Annotated in this window: 18 protein-coding genes and 1 pseudogene; 4 read left to right on the forward strand and 15 right to left on the reverse strand. The window is 51.8% G+C overall.

Features of this window, described 5'->3' with window-relative positions; all coding sequences use genetic code 11:
- Nucleotides 1–56: 56 nt before the first annotated feature.
- The 4 genes and pseudogenes from lspA to HV352_RS23775 form a co-directional block, all read right to left on the reverse strand.
- The gene (gene lspA / locus HV352_RS19860; protein ID WP_003018932.1) at nt 57–554 is read right to left on the reverse strand and encodes a signal peptidase II; all 498 of its coding nucleotides are present in this window, start codon (nt 552–554) and stop codon (nt 57–59) included.
- Complete coding sequence (gene ileS / locus HV352_RS19865) at nt 554–3,370, reverse strand: isoleucine--tRNA ligase (protein WP_016151638.1); 2,817 nt, start codon at nt 3,368–3,370, stop codon at nt 554–556. Before ileS ends, lspA begins: the two co-directional genes overlap by 1 nt.
- A gap of 37 nt (nt 3,371–3,407) precedes the next feature.
- Nucleotides 3,408–4,346, reverse strand: coding sequence for a bifunctional riboflavin kinase/FAD synthetase (gene ribF, locus HV352_RS19870; RefSeq protein ID WP_016155656.1), 939 nt, complete (start codon nt 4,344–4,346; stop codon nt 3,408–3,410).
- Between the two features lie 7 nt (nt 4,347–4,353).
- Nucleotides 4,354–4,569 (reverse strand): annotated as a pseudogene (locus tag HV352_RS23775) (DUF2575 domain-containing protein).
- A 105-nt stretch (nt 4,570–4,674) separates the two neighbouring features.
- Here HV352_RS23775 and rpsT point away from each other — a divergent pair.
- Nucleotides 4,675–4,938, forward strand: coding sequence for a 30S ribosomal protein S20 (rpsT, locus tag HV352_RS19875; protein ID WP_003018940.1), 264 nt, complete (start codon nt 4,675–4,677; stop codon nt 4,936–4,938).
- 520 nt (nt 4,939–5,458) lie between these two features.
- Here the strand turns inward: rpsT and HV352_RS19885 are convergent.
- The 6 genes from HV352_RS19885 to dnaK all read right to left on the reverse strand — a co-directional run bounded on the left by HV352_RS19885 (nt 5,459) and on the right by dnaK (nt 13,727).
- Complete coding sequence (locus HV352_RS19885) at nt 5,459–6,184, reverse strand: winged helix-turn-helix domain-containing protein (protein WP_049268607.1); 726 nt, start codon at nt 6,182–6,184, stop codon at nt 5,459–5,461.
- Nucleotides 6,185–6,422: 238 nt separating this feature from the next.
- The gene (locus tag HV352_RS19890; RefSeq protein WP_181635009.1) at nt 6,423–7,919 is read right to left on the reverse strand and encodes a glycosyl hydrolase family 18 protein; all 1,497 of its coding nucleotides are present in this window, start codon (nt 7,917–7,919) and stop codon (nt 6,423–6,425) included.
- Nucleotides 7,920–8,271: 352 nt separating this feature from the next.
- The gene (gene nhaR / locus HV352_RS19895; protein WP_016155652.1) at nt 8,272–9,171 is read right to left on the reverse strand and encodes a transcriptional activator NhaR; all 900 of its coding nucleotides are present in this window, start codon (nt 9,169–9,171) and stop codon (nt 8,272–8,274) included.
- Between the two features lie 38 nt (nt 9,172–9,209).
- Complete coding sequence (gene nhaA, locus HV352_RS19900) at nt 9,210–10,376, reverse strand: Na+/H+ antiporter NhaA (protein ID WP_016151635.1); 1,167 nt, start codon at nt 10,374–10,376, stop codon at nt 9,210–9,212.
- A 209-nt stretch (nt 10,377–10,585) separates the two neighbouring features.
- Nucleotides 10,586–11,719, reverse strand: a complete 1,134-nt coding sequence (dnaJ, locus tag HV352_RS19905) for a molecular chaperone DnaJ (RefSeq protein ID WP_008786151.1) — start codon at nt 11,717–11,719, stop codon at nt 10,586–10,588.
- Nucleotides 11,720–11,804: 85 nt separating this feature from the next.
- Complete coding sequence (gene dnaK / locus HV352_RS19910; RefSeq protein WP_181635010.1) at nt 11,805–13,727, reverse strand: molecular chaperone DnaK; 1,923 nt, start codon at nt 13,725–13,727, stop codon at nt 11,805–11,807.
- Between the two features lie 611 nt (nt 13,728–14,338).
- Between dnaK and satP the strand changes: the two genes are divergently transcribed.
- Nucleotides 14,339–14,905 carry an acetate uptake transporter gene (satP, locus tag HV352_RS19915; protein WP_181635011.1) on the forward strand — a complete coding sequence of 189 codons (567 nt, stop codon included), beginning with the start codon at nt 14,339–14,341 and terminating at the stop codon, nt 14,903–14,905.
- Nucleotides 14,906–14,940: 35 nt separating this feature from the next.
- On the opposite strand, the gene HV352_RS19920 is transcribed toward satP, so the two are convergent.
- The 3 genes from HV352_RS19920 to tal form a co-directional block, all read right to left on the reverse strand.
- Nucleotides 14,941–16,248 carry an MFS transporter gene (locus HV352_RS19920; RefSeq protein WP_016151633.1) on the reverse strand — a complete coding sequence of 436 codons (1,308 nt, stop codon included), beginning with the start codon at nt 16,246–16,248 and terminating at the stop codon, nt 14,941–14,943.
- A gap of 124 nt (nt 16,249–16,372) precedes the next feature.
- Nucleotides 16,373–16,960, reverse strand: coding sequence for a molybdopterin adenylyltransferase (gene mog / locus HV352_RS19925; RefSeq protein ID WP_181635012.1), 588 nt, complete (start codon nt 16,958–16,960; stop codon nt 16,373–16,375).
- Nucleotides 16,961–17,070: 110 nt separating this feature from the next.
- Nucleotides 17,071–18,024, reverse strand: a complete 954-nt coding sequence (gene tal / locus HV352_RS19930) for a transaldolase (RefSeq protein WP_016151631.1) — start codon at nt 18,022–18,024, stop codon at nt 17,071–17,073.
- A gap of 274 nt (nt 18,025–18,298) precedes the next feature.
- Between tal and HV352_RS19935 the strand changes: the two genes are divergently transcribed.
- Together HV352_RS19935 and yaaA are read left to right on the forward strand one after the other, a co-directional pair.
- Nucleotides 18,299–19,729 (forward strand): sodium:alanine symporter family protein, encoded by a 1,431-nt coding sequence (locus HV352_RS19935; protein WP_181635013.1) that lies wholly within the window; start codon nt 18,299–18,301, stop codon nt 19,727–19,729.
- A 77-nt stretch (nt 19,730–19,806) separates the two neighbouring features.
- Nucleotides 19,807–20,580, forward strand: a complete 774-nt coding sequence (gene yaaA / locus HV352_RS19940) for a peroxide stress protein YaaA (RefSeq protein ID WP_075847930.1) — start codon at nt 19,807–19,809, stop codon at nt 20,578–20,580.
- An 84-nt stretch (nt 20,581–20,664) separates the two neighbouring features.
- Here the strand turns inward: yaaA and thrC are convergent, their stop codons facing one another.
- A complete protein-coding gene (thrC, locus tag HV352_RS19945) occupies nt 20,665–21,951 on the reverse strand; it encodes a threonine synthase (RefSeq protein ID WP_075847928.1) in 1,287 nt (428 codons plus the stop codon).
- A gap of 3 nt (nt 21,952–21,954) precedes the next feature.
- Nucleotides 21,955–22,884, reverse strand: a complete 930-nt coding sequence (gene thrB / locus HV352_RS19950) for a homoserine kinase (RefSeq protein ID WP_016155645.1) — start codon at nt 22,882–22,884, stop codon at nt 21,955–21,957.

The raw sequence follows: 22,884 nt of genomic DNA on the forward strand, positions 1-22,884 counted from the left end.
CACAAGAATCGCAGTATATTGTAAGCCGGATTAGCATAGCGCCATCCGGCATTTTTTTATGCGGCTTTTTTCTCTTTCGACGGTAAGAAGCCTTCGAGGACAATCAATGCCGCACCGATACAGATCGCCGTATCGGCAAGATTGAATGTCGCGAAATGCCAGTCACCGACGTAAAAGTCAATCATATCAACCACGAAGCCGTGCCACAGGCGGTCGAACAGGTTGCCCAGCGCACCGCCAATGATTAACGCATACGCGATGTTGTTTAGCTTCTGCGTCGCCTTCGAGCGATACATCATCACCATCAGGATAACGCAGATACCAATGGCGATACCGGCAAAGAACCAACGTTGCCAGCCACCGCTGTCGGCTAAGAAGCTAAACGCCGCACCATAGTTACGCGCGTAGTGCAGATTAAGCGACGGGAACAGCGACACCGTATCCCCCAGAGCAAAGTTCTGGAGGATCAGGTATTTGCTGCCTAAATCGATAATCAGCACGACTACCACCAGCCACAGCCAGCGTAGTCCTGTTGAACATAGAGGCTTACTCATCAGGCAAACTTACGTTGTTCGCCATCACCGGCGATGTTGCTGACACAGCGTCCGCAGATATCTGCATGTTCCGCCACCTGGCCGACATCGGTAGTGTAATGCCAGCAGCGCGGACATTTCTCACCTTCGGCTTTGCTTAGTACGATTTTCAGACCTTTAAGCAGTTCGCTCTGCTGAGCGTCAGCAGGAGCCGCTGCATAATCCGCAACCGTCGCACCGGAGGTCAGCAGAACAAAGCGCAACTCTTCGCCCAGCGCGGTCAGTTTCGCCGCCAGTTCTGGTTCAGCGTACAGAGTAACCGCTGCTTCCAGCGAACCACCGACTTTCTTATCCGCACGCGCCTGCTCGATGACCTTGTTCACTTCGCCGCGCACTTTCAGCAACTCGTCCCAGTAGGCGTCATTCATCGCTTCGGTTTCGCCTAAGCCAAACAGACCTTCGTACCATTCACCGGTAAAGACGTACTTCTCACGCTCGCCCGGCAGGTAACCCCAGATTTCATCGGCGGTGAAGGACATGATCGGCGCCATCCAGCGAACCAGCGCTTCTGCAATATGGAACAGCGCAGTCTGGCAACTACGACGCGCCACACTGTCCGCTTTCGCGGTGTACTGACGGTCTTTGATGATGTCGAGGTAGAACGAACCCATTTCTACGGAGCAGAAACGCATCAGGCGCTGTACTACTTCGTGGAAGTCATAGGCTTCATAAGCTTTCAGGATCTCTTCCTGCGCCGCTTGTGCACAACCTACCGCCCAGCGATCCAGCACCACCATCTCTTCCGGTTTCACCATATCTTTTACCGGATCGAACCCGTTCAGGTTCGCCAGCAGGAAGCGTGCGGTGTTACGGATACGACGATAGCTGTCGGCAGCACGTTTCAGGATTTCGTCAGAAACGGCCATTTCGCCGGTATAGTCGGTAGAAGCGACCCACAGACGCAGAATATCCGCGCCCAGTTTGTTCATTACGTCCTGCGGGCTTACGGTGTTACCGATAGACTTGGACATTTTACGACCCTGACCATCAACGGTGAAACCGTGGGTCAGTACCTGACGGTATGGCGCTTTGCCCTTCATTGCAGTGGAGATCATCAGAGAAGACATGAACCAGCCGCGGTGCTGGTCAGAACCTTCCAGATACATATCTGCCGCATGGCCTGCAAACTCAGGACGCACGTCCACAACGGATGAGTGGGTTGAACCGGAGTCGAACCACACGTCCAGCGTATCCGGGACTTTGACATACTGGTCAGCTTCATCGCCGAGGATATCTTTCGGATCGAGATCCCACCACGCCTGGATGCCGTCAACTTCAACGCGTTTGGCCACTTCTTCCATCAGTTCGATAGCACGCGGATGCAGCTCTTCGGTGTCTTTGTGAACAAACAGAGACATCGGCACACCCCACGTACGCTGACGGGAGATACACCAGTCAGGACGGTTGGCAACCATCGATTCAATACGTGCCTGACCCCAATCCGGGATCCATTGCACGCCTTTGATCTCTTTTAGCGACTGCGCACGCAGACCTTTCTGATCCATGCTGACGAACCACTGCGGAGTCGCACGGAAGATGATCGGCGATTTGTGGCGCCAGCAGCACGGGTAGCTGTGCTGCATCTTCTCAACGTGCAGCAGAGCGCCTTTATCGCTCAGCAGCGCAACGATTTTGTCGTTGGCTTTAAAGACGTTCACACCGTCCAGATCCGGATAGGTACCCGCCAGATATGCGCCGTCCGGACCAACCGGGTTAGCGATTTCCAGACCGTATTTCTGGCTAATGACGTAGTCATCCGGACCGTGGCCGCCGGCGGTATGGACCGCACCAGTACCCGCATCCAGCGTAACGTGATCGCCAAGAATAGCCGGCACGTCAAAGCCCATAAACGGATGGGTAAAGCGCAGCAGTTCCAGCTCGGCGCCTTTTACGGTGCCCAGAATAGTGTATTCAGCCGCACCAATACGCTGCATGACGCTTTCAACCAGATCCTTCGCCAGAATCACAGCCTGCCCGTCAATCTGCACCAGCGCATAGTCAAAATCAGGCGCCAGAGAGATTGCGCGGTTCGCCGGTAACGTCCACGGGGTGGTAGTCCAGATAACCAGTGAGATCGGGCCATTGACGTCAGAAACGCCAAATTTCGCTTTTACCGCGTCCTGATCGGCGGCGTGGAACGCAACGTCGATGGACGGGGAGGTTTTGTCATAATACTCAACTTCCGCTTCCGCCAGCGCGGAACGGCAATCAACGCACCAGTGCACCGGCTTCGCACCTTTGTGCAGGTGACCGTTACCGATGATTTTACCCAGCGCACGAATGATGTTGGCTTCAGTTTTGAAGTCCATGGTCAGGTACGGATGCGACCAGTCGCCCAGCACGCCAAGACGGATAAAGTCTTTACGCTGACCGTCAACCTGCGTCGCTGCGTATTCACGGCATTTGGCGCGGAACTCAGCGGCGGTGAACTTCTCGCCCGGCTTGCCGTATTCCTGCTCTACTTTCAGCTCGATAGGCAGACCGTGGCAGTCCCAGCCCGGAACGTAAGGCGAGTCGAATCCCGTGAGTCCTTTGGACTTCACGATAATGTCTTTCAGAATCTTGTTAACCGAGTGACCAATATGAATGCTGCCATTCGCATAAGGAGGGCCATCATGCAGAATGAAGGTTTTTTTGCCTTTTTTGGCCGCACGAATGATGCCGTACAGGTCATCATCAGTCCAACGCGCCAGCATTCCCGGTTCACGCTTGGCGAGATCGCCGCGCATCGGGAACCCTGTTTCCGGCAAATTCAGGGTTGATTTATAGTCACTCATCAGATTCTCGGTTCCGTATTTAAAACTCGTATAGGCATTAAGCCGGTTTTGTTAGCCCAAAAAATTCACGGGCAGTCAACTCATCACGCGCAATCTGCGCTTTTAGTTCATCCAGCGAGGCAAATCGCTGTTCGCTGCGTATTTTTTTACGCAGTACTACATCTATATGGCGACCATACAGGTCCATTACAACGTCCAATAGATGCACTTCCAACTGTTGGCGTACGCCTGCTACCGTCGGGCGTGTGCCGATGTTGGCGACGCCGGGGAAAGGTTTGTCACCCAGCCCCATTACTTCAACCGCATAAACCCCTTTCACCGGAGAAACCTGGCGACGAAGCGGTAAGTTTGCCGTCGGAAAACCGATAGTGCGCCCTAACTCGTCACCGTGAACTACGCGTCCTGAGATAGTAAAAGGATGCCCAAGCAGGCTTTCGGCCAGTTGCAGGTTATCTTCCGCCAGCGCCTGACGTACCGCGGTGCTGCTGATGCGCACACCGCCTTCACAGAAGGTTTGGGTGCTGGTGATATCAAAACCATACTCAGCGCCCGCTTCCTGTAATAACAAGAAATCGCCCGCACGGCTAGCGCCAAAGCGGAAATCATCGCCAACGGCAAGAAATTGTACACCAAGGCGCTTCACCAGCAGATCGCTGATGAAGGTCTGCGCCGTTAATGCAGCGAAGCGCCTGTCAAAACGCACGCACAGCACGTAATCAACGCCGCACTCCGCCAGATAACGCAGTTTTTCCCGCAGGCGGGTGAGGCGCGCAGGTGACTTGTCCGTCGCAAACAGCTCCAGCGGCTGCGGCTCGAAAATCATCACCATCACCGGTAAATTGCGTTTGCGCCCTTCTTCCCGTAAGCCCTGCAGCAACGCACGATGGCCACGGTGCACGCCGTCGAAATTACCAATAGTCAGCACACACCCATGCGGGGCCTGACTGAGATTATGTATGCCTCGTATCAGCTTCATGTCTGGCTCAAAACAGTGAAAATCGTGAAAGTATACCCTGTACCGCGTTCAACGTTAACCGGCGATTGTTTCTACGAAACAGAAAGAGGATGGTTTTCATCGTTATGAAACAAATTGACGCCCTTCACGGGCACACCAATGCAATTTTTCTCGTGGAAAGGCTGTATTCACGCCCCGCAAGCTGGTAGAATCCTGCGCCATCACTACGCAACGAGTGCTGCAATTTAAACGGCGCTTATTTGCACAAATCCATTGACAAAAGAAGGCTAAAAGGGCATATTCCTCGGCCTTTGAATTGTCCATATAGAACACATTTGGGAGTTGGACCTTGGCTAATATCAAATCAGCTAAGAAGCGCGCCGTTCAGTCTGAAAAGGCCCGCAAGCACAACGCTAGCCGTCGCTCTATGATGCGTACTTTCATCAAGAAAGTATACGCAGCTATCGAAGCTGGCGACAAAGCTACTGCACTGAAAGCATTTAACGAAATGCAACCGATCGTGGACCGTCAGGCTGCTAAAGGTCTGATCCACAAAAACAAAGCTGCACGTCATAAAGCAAACCTGACTGCACAGATCAACAAACTGGCTTAATCGCCTGATTGTTGTTGCTTTGTGAAAAAACCGCGCAAGCGTAGCACAATAAGCCCCATCATTTTTGATGGGGCTTTTTCATACTTTCAACCTGTCGCTATGCGATACAATTTGGGCTGAACCCGAATCTCTTTCCTCTTTTCGGCACTCAATACCTCCTGAATGTCTCTCAGGTCCTTCGCCCCACAGATAAAGCCAGTATCAGAAAGCATAAACTCTCCACGGAACTTGTTATCTGGTTAATTATCGGAATGGGCTTCATTGTGATCTCTACATCACCGATGCGGTGACAAAACTCGAGCTTGTTCTGGGTGGATCTCTGGCTGTCAACTCTATTAATAAGACCTGCTGGAAATTCCGTGATGAACCGCTTGAGGCATTATTTCATCTAACCGACTCATCACTGGACGCATCATCTTGCCGAACGACGGTTAACCGAGCTTTTCGGTGGCAAGATGCCGCTCTCACCTTATCCACCAAACGCATAATAAACTTAAGTTGCATTACGTAACGAAAAATATCATGAAGTCACTTTTTTACATATATATTCATGATTTTTGCAATTTTCGCTTGTATCATATTTATTACACTGACACAGGATAAATCCTTTTTGTCCATGACCATCTTTTCCCGTTTCAGGATTTAAATACAAGTTTTTTCCGCCATTATGAAGACGTAACTCTTCCCTGTAGAAAAACACTGTCAGGAGTACTAATACTGTAGTCAATACAAATGTCAGGAACGCTAAAATAACCCTCGCCTTATGCAGGGAGAGATTAACGGCAACGTCTGTTTTTTTGCCTTCGGTTTTTTTCTGAATTTCATAATGGGCACTGAGAATATCAGTGTCAGAAGGACAGGAAAATACCTCAGTGGCAGCAGGTTCATTTTTTTCAGCGCCTAATTCAGCAACCGGTGTAACGCTATAGGCCGGATTGATCTGGTAGCCCAGTCGGGGATGGGTAACGATTAAATCCGTCATCTCTATATCCCGCAAATCCCGCCGCAAGGCATAAATCGTCTGCAATAACGTACTATCGCTGGCGAATAAACCAAATTGTCCCCATACCTCATCGCAAATTTGCTTTTTTGTCGTTATATCTTGTTGGGTATGTGAGATGAGACACTTCAAACAGCGACCTTTCACGCCGGATAAATGAATACTTTCCCCATCCTTAAGATGATGAAGAACCATTTCACTTGTATCAAACAATAAATCATTTCCAATCATGAATGATGTAACCATTTGAAAATCCATTAACTATTGAGATGCGTTATTTTAGTACCAAAAATAATCATCTAACTGAGAGAATTGTCAAACCTGATGTAAAAAACCATAAAAAAATCTAAAAATAAGAAGGCAATGTCATAAAATGTAATATAAATTTACTTATTCAATCCAAAATAATAATTCACCTGATACACAATATTTATTTACTTATCTATGTTTTTTACACGATTGAGACAGCCGAAAATGTCCCCCTTTACAGGGGGACATGAGCGCTTACAATACCTTTAAAATAGAACGGTCTCATATCAACAGTTTGCCGCGTCATTTCGCAGCCCAGCCCTTCGCGAGCCGCATTCACCAGCGGACCGCGATCCAAATCCGCCGTCCAGGTAAACAGGCCACCCAGGCCGCGGGATTTTACGTACTCGGCTTTGGCCTTCACGGTGCGCGGGGTATCCAGCGACATAAAGACTTTAGACTGTGGGTTATACAGGAAATCCGCATCCGCCACTTCATCGGTGTAAACAATAAAATTATTGCGACCGGTCTGGTTTTCCAGATCAAGATAATTTGCGATATGGTCGTACCATTCCGTTGAGCCGGATTCAAATGTTCCGACCGTCGTGCCGTATCCTGGCGTGTAAGTTCCTTTCAGCGGAGATACGCTCTGGATCGTCGCATCATGAGCATTACGGCTATAACCGGCATAACCGATAAAGACCTGTTTAAGCGGCACCCCAATCGACTCCAGATAATTAACGGCGGTCTCTACGCTCCAGTTATTCGCGCTGCCATTCGGGTAGAGATTGGTATGATGCGCCAGCTCGGTAGCCCACGGCGTACCAAAGAAGTCGTAGGTCATTAAATTAATGCCCCAGACCCCCGCATCAATGAGCGCTGGAATATTGGCTTTTTTCAGTTTCTCGATGTCACCAACCGCGGCAACGCTAATTTTCACATCACTGCGATTGATTTTATTCAGCGCGGCTTTCACATCCTTAATCAAGGCAGCAAAATTTGGTGCGTCAGTATCATCGTAGGTATTACCGGTATTTCCCGGTGCCCCCGGATATTCCCAATCCAGATCGATTTCGCTAAACATCGGGAATCGGGTGAACAGATCGGTCAGGCCGTCGCAGAATAGCGCGCGTTTATGTGGATCCTTAGCCATAAAGTGGAACGCCTGGCTCATGGTCCAGCCGCCGATACTCATTGAAAGATGGAGATTCGGGTTCTTTTTCTGTACATCGCGTAACCCCCCCAGAACGCCCTGTGCATCGTACTGATGGAAAAGCGCCATGTAATCATTGCTTACCCAGCCCGCAAAGCCGCAGTTGCGATAGGAGGCAACATCTCCCCACGCATCGACAAAAGTGGGTTGCCATTGCGTACGCTGGAAGTCGACTGCGGCATTGTTGATGGTCGTCGCTTTCTCGCCGGTATCGCCGACAATCCCGCAGAAACCCAGCGTAATTTTATCGTAAGCAAAGGGGTCTAATAACGCCAGGTCAACGCCGCGCCCACAGCTGGAAGGCGCGAAATCACCATCGAGACGGCCGTCATATTGCGACCAGTCAGTCCAGTAACCGGACACTTTAAACTCGTTGGGCTTGTACTCGTTATAGGCTACCTTCGCAACACGCGCCGATGTATAGCTAAACTCATTGGTTTCCGTGGCCGCCACAAATCCGTTCTGCTCGTACTCTTTTGTACTGAGCGAATCATTTTGTACCAGTTTGCTGTTAGTCATAATGCTTACCTCGTTAATGAGTCATAGAAGAAATAGTGTGTCCCATCCGTCCGGTGGGACACCTATGTAATGCTCCCATTATGCGAGGGGTGCTAATCACAAACGCTTTGAAACCATGAGATATCGATTTGATGAGATCTCATTTTCTGTATAAAACAGGTTATGAGATAGGGTAAGAAGCGAGCTGGAGGGTCTCAGAAAATCTCTTTCTGTTTGATTTGCTACATCTTTTGCGTCGGTGCATCCACTTTGCTCAGCACTCACCAGTGACCCTGCCACAAGGTGGCAGGGTGCAGTGTACCGACTGGCCGAGTACCCCCCCACAATATGAAGTATGACGAGTGCGCCTTGATTATTTACCCGCAGAAATAAATAGTGCCGAGTAATCAGTATTGCAAATACGCTGCACCGCTGGATGCTGGATCATTCTTTCCGCAAATATGGCGTGATACTCCTCCATCACATTCTCTACGCGTCCAATTTCAACAATTGAATCATCGGCATAGAAATTGTGGGAATAAAGCGTAGGCGCAACAAAAATAGCATTATGCGTTGCGCCGAACGCTTTCATCAGCGCGGCGTCATCAAACTCACCAAGGATTTCAACGTTCAGCCCTTGGGAGTTAATCCAGTTCAGCAGCTTACGCCCGAGCATCGAACGGCGCCCAGGGATCAGCAATCGACGCTCTTCGAGGCAGGCCGGAAATGGTTTCTCAGGCAATGGCTGGGTGCACCAAAAGCTCACGCTGCATTCGCCAATCCGCACTGAGAACAACCCTTCCTGCTGCGTAGAATCGATCGGGCAGTCGGAGATAATCATATCCAGTTTATGCTGGCTGAGCTGATCAAGCAGCATCTCGTGCGTTGATTCAAAACAACGCAGATGGATTTGTTCATCTTCAACGACTGCGGCATTCAGCACGCTGCTGACCAGCTGTTTGGACAACGCATCCGCCACGCCGACATCGAACAGTAAATTCGACTCTTTGCGGTAGTTCACGATATCCAGCATTTCCTGGCTTAGCGTGAACATCTTATCCGCATAACGAAAAACCAATTCGCCTAATTCGCTGGGCTCCAGTCCACGCCCCTTCCGCTTGAACAACTTTCCCTGTAAGCGTTCCTCAAGCGCTTTAATCTGCCCGGTAATGGTCTGCGGTGTCAGATAAAGCGCCTCGGCTGCACCAACCACCGATCCTTCTTTATATACATGCCAAAAGTAGTACAGGTGGTTGTAGTTTATATGAGACATACACTCTCCCTGAAAATTGTCACGAAAGGGTTATCCCGTCAGGCTGCTGCGTTCAACCGGGTGCGTAACCAGCAGTAACCTATTACCGCCGACAGCAAAGAACCGATCAGGATCCCCAGTTTCGCCCAGTTAATCAGCTCAGGATCGACGGTCCCAAACGCCAGGCTGGCGATGAAAATCGACATCGTAAAGCCAATGCCGCACAGAATGCCGACCGCCATAATTTGCTGGAAATTCGTTCCCTCCGGCAATTGCGCCATCCTGAAGCGTAACGCCAGCCAGCAAAAGAGGCTGATACCCAGTGGTTTCCCGATTAACAGGCCAGCAATGATCCCCAGCGGTAACACCGAGGTCAGTCCATCAATGGTGACGCCCTGCAGTGAGACACCCGCGTTAGCGAAGGCAAACAACGGTAGGATCAGGTATGCCACCCACGGGTGCAGAACATGCTCCAGACGCTTCGCCGGTGAACGCCCGTGTTTTTCCTTCAACGGAATGAAGAAACCGACGATCACGCCCGCCAGAGTTGCATGCACGCCAGACTTCAGTACGGCCGTCCACAGCACTACGCCAACCAGAATATAAATACCGGTACGTCTTACACCGCACAGATTCAATGCTGCCAAGACAAGGATCGCGCACGCGGCAACGCCCAGCGACAGCAGCGAGAGATCGCTGGTGTAGAACAACGCGATGATCACAATAGCGCCGAGGTCATCGATTATCGCCAGCGCCATCAGGAAGATTTTCAACGCCAGCGGGACACGGCTGCCCAACAGCGCCAGCACGCCTAATGCAAAAGCGATATCCGTTGCCGCCGGGATCGCCCACCCCTCACGGGTGATAGGGTCAGCATAGTTGAATGCCAGATACAGCAGCGCCGGGACAATCATGCCCCCGATAGCGGCAATGATCGGAAACGCCGCCTGGCGCAGACTGGCCAGCGAACCTTGCATTAACTCACGCTTCACTTCCAAACCGATCAACAGGAAGAACACCGCCATCAACGCGTCATTGATCCACAGCAGCATATTTTTGTTGATCTCAAGCGCGCCAACCCGCAGTTGAACGGGCGTTTCCAGAAAGGCGTGGTACCATCCACTGGTAACCCCGATATTTGCCATCAGCATAGCAACCACGGCAGCGATGATCAGAATGATGCCCCCCGAGGCGTCACTACTAAAAAAACGATGCAGATGTTTCACTTTTATTCTCTCTATTGGGTGAATACTTCGTAAATACTATCTTACACCTTCAGAAAGCTCGTTAAAATTAGATTATTCATGATGAATAGATCGATTTTAACGAGCTATTAAAATAAAGTCGTTCAGGATTTTCCGAACGGAAAACAGAAATAAAAAAGCCTGAAACTTTTCAGTCCCAGGCTTTTTATCAAAGATTATTGAGTCGAGAATTAGCGCGTCAAATCGTCAAAAAATTTCTTCACACCGTCGAAGAAGCTTTTAGAGCGCGGACTGTTCTGCTCGCCGGTCGGGCCGCCAAAGCTGTCCTGCAGATCTTTCAGCAACTGCTTCTGCTTGTCGTTGAGGCCTACCGGGGTTTCAACCACCACACGGCACAGCAGATCGCCCTGTGCGCCGCCGCGTACTGACTTAACGCCTTTACCACGCATGCGGAACAGTTTGCCGGTCTGCGTTTCGCCCGGGATTTTTAACTTCACGCGACCATCCAGCGTCGGCACTTCAATCTCGCCGCCCAGCGCTGCCATCGCAAAGTTAATCGGCACTTCGCAGTACAGGTTATTGCCTTCACGTTCGAAAATTGGGTGCTGTTTTACCTGCACCTGAACGTACAAATCGCCTGCTGGCGCGCCATGTTCACCGGCTTCACCTTCACCCGCTAAACGAATACGGTCGCCAGTATCAACCCCAGCCGGGATCTTAACGGACAGCGTTTTGCTCTTCTCAACGCGGCCATGACCATGGCATTTGTTGCACGGGTCTTTAATCAACGTACCGCGGCCCTGACAGTGTGGACAGGTCTGCTGTACGGCAAAAAAGCCCTGACGCATCTGCACCTGACCAGAACCGTGACAGGTTGGACAGGTCTGGGGTTGCGTGCCCGCCTTCGCACCGCTGCCGTGGCAAACATCACACTCTTCCAGCGTCGGAATACGGATCTCTTTGGTGACGCCACGCACGGCTTCTTCCAGAGTGAGATCCATGTTGTAACGTAAATCAGCACCACGTGAGGCGCGCTGACGACCGCGACCGCCGCCAAAGATATCGCCAAACACGTCACCAAAGATATCGCTGAAGTCGGCCCCGCCGCCAAAACCGCCGCCGCCGCCCATACCGCCTTGCTCAAACGCTGCATGGCCGTACTGATCATAAGCCGCACGTTTTTGCGCGTCGGTGAGGATCTCGTACGCTTCTTTGATCTCTTTAAACTTGGCTTCGGCCTCTTTATCACCCTGGTTGCGGTCCGGGTGATATTTCATGGCCAGGCGCTTGTAGGCCTTTTTGATTTCACGCTCTTCCGCTGATTTGGAAACGCCTAAAATCTCGTAATAGTCTTGCTTAGCCATCTCTTTTTATCTGCCCCTAACATGCGTGCACGGGCGGAGAGGAAACCTCTTCGCCCGTGCCAGTAATTACCCGTTCAAAGGGCGATTATTTTTTGTCTTTCACTTCTTCAAACTCAGCGTCGACAACGTCGTCATCTTTCGCGTTGTTTGCAGAAGCATCAGCACCTGCTGCGCCAGCCTGCTGCTGTGCGTGCTGCTGCTGAGCGATTTCCATCAGTTTCTGGGAAACCTGTGCCAGCGCCTGCATTTTCGCTTCGATATCCGCTTTGTCTTCGCCTTTCAGAGAAGTTTCCAGCGCGGTCAGTGCAGACTCGATGGCAGTTTTGTCATCAGCCGGCAGTTTGTCGCCTGCTTCTTCAACCTGCTTGCGAGTGCTGTGCAGCAGGTGGTCACCCTGGTTACGGGTCTGAACCAGCTCTTCAAACTTACGGTCAGATTCTGCGTTCGCTTCTGCTTCACGAACCATTTTCTGAATTTCTTCTTCGTTCAGACCAGAAGAAGCCTTGATGGTGATCTTCTGCTCTTTACCGCTATTTTTGTCTTTCGCGGAAACGTGCAGGATACCGTCGGCATCGATGTCAAAAGTAACTTCGATCTGCGGCATACCGCGCGGAGCCGGGCTGATGCCATCCAGGTTAAATTGACCCAGATCTTTGTTATCAGCGGCACGTTTACGTTCACCCTGCAGCACATGGATGGTTACCGCAGACTGGTTGTCTTCAGCAGTAGAGAACACCTGGCTGTGCTTGGTCGGGATAGTGGTGTTTTTCGCGATCAGTGCAGTCATCACGCCACCCATGGTTTCGATACCCAGAGACAGCGGGGTAACGTCCAGCAGCAGCACGTCTTTCACATCACCGGTCAATACACCACCCTGAACGGCAGCACCGATTGCCACAGCTTCGTCCGGGTTAACGTCTTTACGCGGCTCTTTACCGAAGAACTCAGCAACTTTCTTCTGTACCATCGGCATACGAGTCTGACCACCGACCAGGATAACGTCCTGAACGTCGGAAACAGACAGACCAGCATCCTGCAGAGCAACTTTCAGCGGCTCGATAGAACGGTTAACCAGGTCTTCAACCAGGCTTTCCAGTTTCGCACGGGTCACCTTGATGTTCATATGTTTCGGACCAGTCGCGTCTGCAGTGATATACGGCAGGTTCACGTCGGTCTGCTGAGCGGAAGACAGTTCGATCTTCGCTTTCTCAGCGGCTTCTTTCAGACGCTGCATCGCCAGCGGGTCGTTACGCAGGTCGATACCCTGATCTTTCTTAAATTCGTCAACCAGGTAGTTGATCATACGGCTATCGAAGTCTTCACCACCCAGGTGGGTATCACCGTTGGTTGCCAGAACTTCGAAGGTTTTTTCACCGTCAACTTCGTCGATTTCGATAATAGAGATATCGAAAGTACCACCACCCAGGTCATAAACCGCGATAGTACGGTTGCCGACTTCTTTATCCAGACCGTAAGCCAGTGCAGCTGCGGTTGGTTCGTTGATGATACGTTTTACTTCCAGACCTGCGATACGGCCGGCGTCTTTGGTTGCCTGACGCTGAGCATCGTTAAAATATGCAGGTACGGTGATAACTGCTTCAGTTACCGGTTCACCCAGGTAATCTTCAGCCGTTTTCTTCATTTTTTTCAGCACTTCAGCAGAAATCTGCGGCGGTGCCATTTTCTGACCTTTTACGTCAATCCATGCATCACCGTTGTCAGCACCGATGATTTTGTACGGCATGATGGCTTCATCACGCTGCACTTCTTCGTCCTGGAAGCGGCGGCCAATCAGGCGTTTAATCGCAAACAGGGTGTTTTGCGGGTTTGTCACTGCCTGACGTTTAGCCGGCTGACCAACCAGAGTTTCACCATCCTGGGTATAAGCAATGACAGAAGGCGTGGTGCGATCGCCCTCGGCGTTCTCCAGCACACGTGCAGTAGTGCCATCCATAATCGCTACACAAGAGTTGGTAGTACCCAGGTCGATACCAATAATTTTACCCATCTAAACGTCTCCACTAAAAATTCGGTCATCATGTGGTTGTGAATCTGTAATAAGGGCGAAACGTGCGGTTTCAACTACCCTGAATCGTTTTTTTTCAGACTCACCACTGCGGTTGTCTACAAGATGGGGTCGTAACCCACGTCATCAAGGGGGGCATGAAAAATTTTTTTAGCCTTGGGGCAATAAATTCGCAGAAAAAAGGCAAAAAGAGAGAAAAATGAATAGTCGCCAACCAGAATTAATTCATACAGACAATTAAACCAGGAAAGTTATTCACATAAAAATTGTAATAAAAATAAAATATTACGAGCATGAATCGTTTTTATGACGACGGTAATATGGTCTGAAGTCACACACTTTTGCAGCCGTCAAAGAGAAACTCCATGAAATCTGTGTTAACCCTTCCCGCCAGCCTGCTTATGGGCCTTCTGCTGAGCAGCACCGCCGTAACTGGCAAGCGTGATGCCCATCACAGGGAAAATAATTCATTTTCCCTTCGTTAGATCATAGACAGTGCCCTCTCCCCTGATTATCATGCCGCGCCCCGAAGACAGCGATCGTTATTCGGGGAAACTATTTCACCATTCAATCAATGATGATTTTGAGGAATTATGGGCAACACTAAGTTGGCTAATCCGGCACCGCTGGGCCTGATGGGCTTTGGCATGACCACCATTCTGCTTAACCTGCACAACGCGGGTTTCTTCGCTCTGGACGTTATTATTCTGGCGATGGGCATTTTCTACGGCGGTATCGCGCAAATTTTTGCCGGACTGCTGGAATATAAAAAAGGCAACACCTTCGGTTTAACCGCCTTTACCTCCTACGGTTCGTTCTGGCTGACGCTGGTTGCGGTCCTGCTGATGCCGAAAATGGGCCTGGCGGATGCAACCAATAGTCAGTTCCTGGGCGCTTACCTCGGTCTGTGGGGCGTGTTCACTCTGTTCATGTTCTTCGGTACGCTGAAAGCGGCGCGCATGCTGCAGTTCGTGTTCCTGAGCCTGACTGTGCTGTTCGCCCTGCTGGCCGTTGGCAACATTGCGGGTAACGAAGCGATCATTCACGTTGCTGGCTGGGTAGGCTTAGTGTGTGGCGCAAGCGCCATTTACCTGGCGATGGGTGAAGTGCTGAACGAACAGTTTGGCCGTACCATCCTGCCGATTGGTGAAGCGCACTAATCTGATGCTATCCCCCCCTGGCGGGGGGATATTCCTTACAAGCGCTGTAACTCTGCCTGTACGCTTGAATCGCGATGATAAAGATCCTGTCGCAGCCAAATCCCCAAACCTAGCCCTACCAGCGATAACGCCAGCACATACCAGGCCGGAGCCATTGGCGACACGCTCATTAACATCGTGACGGCGATTGGCGTCAGACCACCAAAAATGGCGTACGACACGTTGTAAGAAAAGGATATTCCGGTAAAGCGGACTTCCGCCGGAAACGCCCGCACCATCACATAAGGCACAGCCCCCACCACGCCAACGCATAACCCCACCAGCCCGTATAACAGGAACAAATGCTGGGGATGGCTGCCGGTCAGGTGATAGAAAAACCAGCTTGAACAGGCCAGCAGCAGGCTGCCGACAATAAAGGTTTTGCTGGCGCCGACCCGGTCAACAATAAACCCGGCCAGCAGGCAACCGACGCACAGCATAATGGTAGCGACACTGTTGGCTTGTAACGTTAGCGCCGGCGCAAAGCCATACTGCTTCTGCAACCAGACTGGTGACATCAGGATCACCACCACAATCCCCGCTGATAGCAGCCAGGTCAGCAGCATTGAAATAACCACCGCTTTTTTATGTTTGCTCACCACTGACTTCACCGGTAGCTCTTGCGCCAACGCTTTACGCTGCTGCATTTCGAGAAATATGGGCGTCTCCTGCAGCCAGCGACGCAGGTACATCGCCACCAGCCCAAACACGCCCCCCAGCAGGAAAGGAATACGCCAGCCGTAATCATGCACCGCCTGCTGCGTCAGGCTGGTGTTCACCAGCGTCGCAACCACCGACCCCAGCAGAATTCCCACCGTCAGGCCGGCAGTCAGCGTTCCGCAGGCAATGCCGATGCGACGCTCCGGTACATGCTCCGCCACGAACACCCACGCGCCCGGAACTTCTCCGCCGATGGCTGCGCCTTGCAAAATACGCATCAGAAGTAACAGCAGCGGCGCGAGGATCCCCATTGAGGCGTAAGTAGGCAACAGACCAATCGCCAGCGTCGGTATCGCCATCAGCAAAATGCTCAGGGTGAACATTTTCTTGCGCCCGACCAGATCGCCAAAGTGCGCCATGATGATGCCCCCCAGCGGACGCGCCAGATATCCGGCGGCAAAAATGCCGAAGGTTTGCACCTGACGTAGCCATTCAGGGATGTCTGCGGGGAAGAAGAGCTCGCCAACAACAGCGGCAAAGAAGACAAAGATAATGAAATCATAAAACTCAAGCGCACCACCAAGGGCAGCAAGCGTAAGGGTTTTATAATCCTGGCGATTCAGCGGTCGAGTGTGTTGTGACATAGCAAACCATGAGTCAGTGAAGTAATTGAATCTGTTCGTTGATATATGTAAAGCAAAAATTACTATATCGTAAACAATTCAATACTCCACTGTCATTGGCACTTATGTCACGATCGGGCTACTTTCAGGCATTTGTATCGCGTATTGCATTTTTAGGACGAAAAGATGCTACAACAGTCGGTGCGGTTTCCACATACGGCCCATCCAATAGCTGTATACAATACGGTACACTTGCAAAAATACCCGGCACGATAACCTTACCGTCGGCATCTTTCACGCCTTCCAGCGTCTCTTTGATCGATTTTGGCTGCCCAGGCAGATTCAGGATCAACGCCTGCTTGCGAATCACGCCAACCTGACGGGAAAGAATCGCCGTTGGCACAAAGTGCAGGCTTATCTGGCGCATCTGTTCACCAAAGCCCGGCATCTGACGGTCGGCTACGGCAAGCGTCGCATCAGGCGTTACGTCACGACGGGCCGGACCCGTTCCGCCGGTAGTCAGCACCAGATGACAACTCATTTCGTCTACCAGCTCGCATAAGGTCTGTTCGATGATCGCCTGTTCATCCGGGATCAACCGCGTTTGCAGCTCAAAAGGGGTGGTAAGGGCAGACGCCAGCCACTCTTCAAGGGCCGGGATACCTTTATCCTGGTAAACGCCGCTGGAAGCACGGTCAGAAATGGAAACCAGGCCAATGCGTAAAGTATTCATGATTATTCCGTTTAAACAGTCTCGTTAAACAGAATGATACACTGCGAAGGGAAGGACAGACAGGTTTCAGAAGAGGTAGCGTGACCCATATCAGGGCCACGCACTAATGATTACAGCAGATCGCCGATCATTTTTTCCAGTTTACCCTGGTCTACAGCAAACTTACGGATACCGTCCGCCAGTTTGTCTACAGCCATCGGATCCTGGTTATGCTGCCACAGGAACTCAGCTTCGGTGATGCGTGCAGGGCGCGCTTTCACTTCGCCGGAGAAAGACAGTTTACGTTCGATAGCACCTTCGCTTTCCGCCAGTTCTTTCAGCAGTGCCGGAGCAATCGTCAGACGATCGCAGCCTGCCAGCTCAATGATTTCGCCGATGTTACGGAAGCTCGCACCCATAACTACGGTTTCGTAACCGTGCTGTTTGTAATACTCGTAAATTTCCGTTACGGAAACCACACCCGGATCTTCTGCCGGTGCATACTCTTTCTTGTCGGTATTGGCTTTGTACCAGTCAAGAATACGGCCAACGAACGGAGAAATCAGATATACGCCAGCTTCTGCACATGCACGTGCCTGCGCGAAGGAGAACAGCAGAGTCAGGTTACAGTTGATGCCTTCTTTTTCCAACTGCTCAGCGGCACGGATGCCCTGCCAGGTTGAAGCCAGTTTAATCAGGATGCGATCGTTGCTGATGCCAGCATCGTTGTACATTTTGATCAGGCGTTTTGCTTTAGCGATGGACGCGTCGGTGTCGTAGGACAGACGAGCGTCAACTTCAGTGGAGATACGACCTGGGACCAGTTTCAGGATCTCCAGACCGATATTTACTGCCAGCTTGTCGGTCGCGTCGACGACCTGCTGCGCACGGTCGTTGCTCTGCTGCTTAGCCCAGGCTACAGCGTCATCAATCAGCTTGCGGTATTCCGGGATCTGCGCTGCGTTAAGAATGAGAGAAGGGTTAGTTGTGGCATCCTGAGGCTGATACAGCTTCATTGCCGCGATGTCTCCGGTGTCGGCCACTACTGTGGTGAACTGACGAAGGGAGGTCAATTTGTCCGTCATGATAGCGATTCTCTTTAAACAGCTTGTTAGGGGGATGTAACCGATCTTCCCTGATGATAGCACGACGCACTCTCAGCGCAACCGCCTGGATTGTCCGACCAGCCGCTCAGCCCTGATTACGCATCGCTAAGCCTGTGATGCGCAATTAAGGGATATAACGATTGTTATGATAAACTCCCGCAATCAATCACCCTATAAGGTATATACTGGTCGATTATTGGTAGCGCTTACACGGGAATATTCGCGCTTACCGGCATCAACAAGAGGGATGTTAATGCCTGATTTTTTCTCATTTATTAATGAAATACTCTGGGGATCGGTGATGATCTACCTCCTGCTTGGCGCAGGATGTTGGTTCACCTGGCGTACAGGGTTTATTCAGTTTCGCTATATTCGCCAGTTTGGCAAAAGTCTTAAAAACAGCATCAGCCCGCAGCCGGGCGGTTTAACTTCCTTTCAGGCTTTATGCACCAGTCTTGCCGCACGTATCGGTAGCGGAAATCTGGCGGGCGTGGCGTTGGCGATTGCCGCTGGCGGCGCGGGAGCCGTGTTCTGGATGTGGGTCTCGGCGATCATTGGTATGGCGACGTCATTTGCCGAGAGCTCTCTTGCCCAACTGTATAAAGAGCGCGACAGCAAGGGACAGTTTCGCGGCGGTCCTGCGTGGTATATGGAGCGTGGGCTGGGCATGCGCTGGATGGGCGTTCTTTTTGCCATCTTTTTACTCATTGCTTATGGTCTGATTTTTAACAGCGTTCAGGCAAATTCGGTCTCTCATGCGCTGACCTTTGCTTTTGATATCCCTCCCCTCTTTACCGGTATCGCACTGGCAATAGTGTCATTATTGGCAATCATTGGCGGCATTAAAGGCGTTGCCCGCCTGATGCAATGGTTCGTTCCGATGATGGCGCTGTTGTGGGTCGGTTGCAGCATCGTCATCTGTCTGTGGCATTTCGGACAGCTCCCCGGCATTATCATGACCATTATAAAAAGTGCCTTTGGCTGGCAGGAAGCCGCAGCCGGTGCCGCCGGGTATACACTAAGCCAGGCCATTGCCAGCGGCTTTCAACGCGGTATGTTTTCTAATGAGGCCGGAATGGGATCAACTCCGAACGCGGCCGCGTCAGCAGCATCCTGGCCTCCGCATCCTGCGGCACAAGGCATTGTGCAAATGATCGGAGTATTAGTTGATACGCTGATTCTCTGTACGGCCAGCGCGATGATTGTTCTGTTGGCGGGTAATGACGCCAGCTATGTACCGATGGAAGGCATCCAGTTACTCCAGAAAGCGATGGTTTCAGTGACGGGAGAATGGGGTGCCGGATTCGTGGCGTTAATTGTGATTCTGTTTGCCTTTAGCTCTATCGTGGCCAACTATATCTATGCGGAAAACAACCTCGTTTTCCTGAAGCTGGACAATATCCGCGTCGTCTGGCTATTACGGATCGCCACCGTTAGCACCGTTATCGGCGGAACGTTAGTCAGCGTTCCGCTGATCTGGCAGTTGGCGGACATCATTATGGCGTGTATGGCCATCACTAACCTGACGGCGATTCTGCTGCTTTCACCGGTTGTGCAGACGATCGCCTGCGACTATCTACGCCAACGCAAACTCGGGGTGCGCCCAGAATTCGATCCGCGCCGTTATCCTGATATCAGACAACAACTTGCGCCCGAAAGCTGGGATGAGACGCCGCGCGGATAGCGCGGCAATCGCAACCATCGATCAATTCTGTCGTTTTTTTTGCTAAAGTCGCAGTAAATTTCCTGCAAGGACTGGATATGCTGATTCTGATTTCACCTGCAAAAACGCTCGACTACCAAAGTCCGCTGGCAACGACACGTCATACATTGCCCGAACTGCTGGATCACTCTCAGCAGCTTATTCACGTGGCGCGCCAACTCTCTGCTCCGCAAATTGGCAAGCTGATGGGAATTAGCGACAAGCTGGCGGATCTGAACGCCACGCGTTTCCATGACTGGCAGCCTGACTTCACGCCGGAAAACGCGCGCCAGGCCATTCTGGCATTTAAAGGCGACGTGTATACCGGACTGCAGGCTGAAACCTTCAGCGAAGCGGATTTCGACTTCGCTCAGCAACACTTACGGATGTTGTCCGGGCTGTACGGCGTTTTGCGTCCGCTGGATTTGATGCAGCCTTACCGTCTGGAGATGGGTATTCGTCTGGCCAATTCGAAAGGTAAAGATCTCTACCAGTTCTGGGGAGATACCATCACCGATAAACTTAACGAAGCGCTGGAAGCGCAAGGCGACAGCGTAGTGATTAACCTCGCCTCGGATGAGTATTTTAAATCCGTGAAGCCGAAAAAGCTCAATGCGGAGCTTATCAAACCGGTCTTCCTCGACGAGAAGAACGGTAAGTTCAAAGTCATCAGCTTCTATGCCAAAAAAGCGCGCGGCCTGATGAGTCGCTACATTATTGAGAACCGCTTAACGCAGCCAGAACAGCTGACCGCCTTTAACAGCGAAGGCTATTTCTTTGATGAAGAAGCGTCAGGAAATGGCGAACTGGTGTTTAAGCGCCAGGAGCAGTAGTAAAAAGGCCGGATGGCGGCGAACGCCCGATCCGGCCGACAGGTTTTGTAGGCCCGCTAAGCAAAGCGCCAGCGGGCACAACCGTTAACCGCGGGCCATCATCAGCTTGCGCAGTTCAGCAAAATCAGCAGGCAGGTGATGAGAAAGCAGCGGCAGGTCCGCGCGTTCCGCCAGCGCTTTTGGCAGAGCCAGCGTCAGGTCAAGAATCTCTTCAACGCTTTCTTTAAACTTGGCCGGATGCGCAGTACCGAGGAACAGGCCGTACTCGCCAGGGTTCAGTTGGTCACGCAGCGCACGGTAAGCCACCGCCGCATGCGGTTCTGAGGTGTACCCCATCTCATGCAGCTCACGCATCGTGTCCTGAGTAGTGGCATCGTCAACAGCGGCATAACCCAGCTCATTCAGACGCCAGATTTTACGGCGGAACAGTTCTTCCACCCGCGGCCAGTTATTTGGCTGGCTGACATCCATCGCATTCGACAACGTCGCCTGTGTCGCTTTCGGCGCCCACTCACCTTGTGCAAGAAAGCGTGGAACCGTATCGTTGACGTTGGTCGCCGCGATAAAACGCTTCACCGGCAAGCCCAGTGATTTTGCCAGCAGCCCGGCAGTCAGATCGCCAAAGTTGCCGCTGGGAACGGAAATAACCAGTTGATTACGCGCCTCTTGCGGCAGTTGAGCCACGGCCTCAAAGTAGTAACAGATTTGCGCCAGCAGACGGCTAATGTTGATTGAGTTAGCCGAATTCAGCCCCAAAGCCACCTTCAACTCTTCGTCATCAAACGCCTGTTTCACCAGCGCCTGACAGGCATCAAAATCGCCATCAATCGCCACGGTTTCAATATTGCCACCCAGTGTACAGAACAGTTTTTCCTGTAATGGGCTAATCTTGCCGTTCGGATAAAGGATCACCACGCGCACATTTTTCAGACCATAAAAGGCATGTGCGACTGCCGCACCAGTGTCTCCAGAGGTCGCCGTCAGAATGGTGACCGGTTTGTCGCCGCTGATATGCGTCAGCATCTGCGCCATAAAGCGCCCGCCAAAGTCTTTAAATGCAAGCGTTGGGCCGTGGAACAGCTCCAGACAGCCGATATCCGCGGCAACCTGAGCAACCGGTGCCGGGAAGGCAAACGCCGCACGCACGCGCTGTTCCAGAATCTCCTGTGGGATTTCATCACCGATAAATGCGGAAAGGATCTTCGCGCTGCGGCTAACGAAATCCTGGTTCAACATCTCATCGACTTCTGACAGATTGAATTCCGGCAAATCGTGCGGAAAAAACAATCCCTGATTCTTGCCAAGCCCTTGCGTGACGGCCTGTGCAAAGCTGACCTGTTCGTTATGATCTTTCAGATTATACAGTTTCATTGATTATCCCAGTACCCGTGCGCCCGCCGTGTCCAACCGGCAAATATGAACAAAGCCTTCCTGATTTTGCAGATAATTTTTACCCAGCCAGTCTGCTACACGCTGCGCCGTATCCGGCTTGTCGCACAAAGCGAACAGCGTCGGCCCCGAACCGGAGATACCGCTGGCCAGCGCCCCGATTTCCGCTACCGCCTGACGCGCCTGGCTAAAGCCTGGCAGCAGGCGGGTACGGTACGGCTCAGCAATGACATCTTTCATCAGCTTCGCGGCAAGCCCTGGCTGACGGGAATAGCAGGCATGGATAAACCCAGCCAGATGCCGCCCGTGGGCGATACAGTCCTGGCGGCGATACTGCGCAGGTAAAATCGCCCGCGCTTCTGCCGTCGACACTTTAATCCCCGGATACGCGAGGACCCACAGCCACTCATCAAAGCCTGGCACCTGCTGGCTGATAATGCCGTTTTCTTCGATCATTAACTGCATGCCGCCCAAAAAGCACGGGGCGACGTTATCGTAATGAATACTGCCGGAGATACGCCCTTCCAGCTCACCCATTATCGCCAACAGGCGCGTATCGTTGAGCGGTTTACCGCAATGCTCGTTCATCGCGACCAGCGCCGCCACAACGGAACAAGCGCTGGAGCCTAACCCGGAGCCAATCGGCATATTTTTTTCCAGCGTCATCGCCACCGGAACGCTTTTACCCAGCTCCTGACAGAATCGCTCCCAGCACTGGTAGACAATATTTTCTCGCGGCTCAGGCGGCAGCTTATTGGCAAAGCGACCGAGGTTGTTGAGGCTGAAATGGTCAGCCGCCTCAACGGATACCACATCGCCTAACAGCGAACCGTCCACCGGGGTTACCGCTGCTCCGAGCACATCAAACCCGACGCTCATATTGGCGCTGGAAGCCGGGGCATAAACTCTCACCAT

Source organism: Citrobacter sp. RHBSTW-01044 (genome assembly GCF_013781945.1).
Classification (GTDB): Bacteria; Pseudomonadota; Gammaproteobacteria; order Enterobacterales; family Enterobacteriaceae; genus Citrobacter; species Citrobacter braakii.

Excerpts from the sequence above, each read along its gene's own strand:
- lspA (WP_003018932.1), bottom strand. The coding sequence starts at position 554 with ATGAGTAAGCCTCTATGTTCAACAGGACTACGCTGGCTGTGGCTGGTG.
- ileS (WP_016151638.1), bottom strand. The coding sequence starts at position 3,370 with ATGAGTGACTATAAATCAACCCTGAATTTGCCGGAAACAGGGTTCCCG.
- ribF (WP_016155656.1), bottom strand. The coding sequence starts at position 4,346 with ATGAAGCTGATACGAGGCATACATAATCTCAGTCAGGCCCCGCATGGG.
- HV352_RS19885 (WP_049268607.1), bottom strand. The coding sequence starts at position 6,184 with ATGGTTACATCATTCATGATTGGAAATGATTTATTGTTTGATACAAGT.
- HV352_RS19890 (WP_181635009.1), bottom strand. The coding sequence starts at position 7,919 with ATGACTAACAGCAAACTGGTACAAAATGATTCGCTCAGTACAAAAGAG.
- nhaR (WP_016155652.1), bottom strand. The coding sequence starts at position 9,171 with ATGTCTCATATAAACTACAACCACCTGTACTACTTTTGGCATGTATAT.
- dnaJ (WP_008786151.1), bottom strand. The coding sequence starts at position 11,719 with ATGGCTAAGCAAGACTATTACGAGATTTTAGGCGTTTCCAAATCAGCG.
- dnaK (WP_181635010.1), bottom strand. The coding sequence starts at position 13,727 with ATGGGTAAAATTATTGGTATCGACCTGGGTACTACCAACTCTTGTGTA.
- satP (WP_181635011.1), top strand. The coding sequence starts at position 14,339 with ATGGGCAACACTAAGTTGGCTAATCCGGCACCGCTGGGCCTGATGGGC.
- HV352_RS19920 (WP_016151633.1), bottom strand. The coding sequence starts at position 16,248 with ATGTCACAACACACTCGACCGCTGAATCGCCAGGATTATAAAACCCTT.
- mog (WP_181635012.1), bottom strand. The coding sequence starts at position 16,960 with ATGAATACTTTACGCATTGGCCTGGTTTCCATTTCTGACCGTGCTTCC.
- tal (WP_016151631.1), bottom strand. The coding sequence starts at position 18,024 with ATGACGGACAAATTGACCTCCCTTCGTCAGTTCACCACAGTAGTGGCC.
- HV352_RS19935 (WP_181635013.1), top strand. The coding sequence starts at position 18,299 with ATGCCTGATTTTTTCTCATTTATTAATGAAATACTCTGGGGATCGGTG.
- yaaA (WP_075847930.1), top strand. The coding sequence starts at position 19,807 with ATGCTGATTCTGATTTCACCTGCAAAAACGCTCGACTACCAAAGTCCG.
- thrC (WP_075847928.1), bottom strand. The coding sequence starts at position 21,951 with ATGAAACTGTATAATCTGAAAGATCATAACGAACAGGTCAGCTTTGCA.
- thrB (WP_016155645.1), bottom strand. The coding sequence starts at position 22,884 with ATGGTGAGAGTTTATGCCCCGGCTTCCAGCGCCAATATGAGCGTCGGG.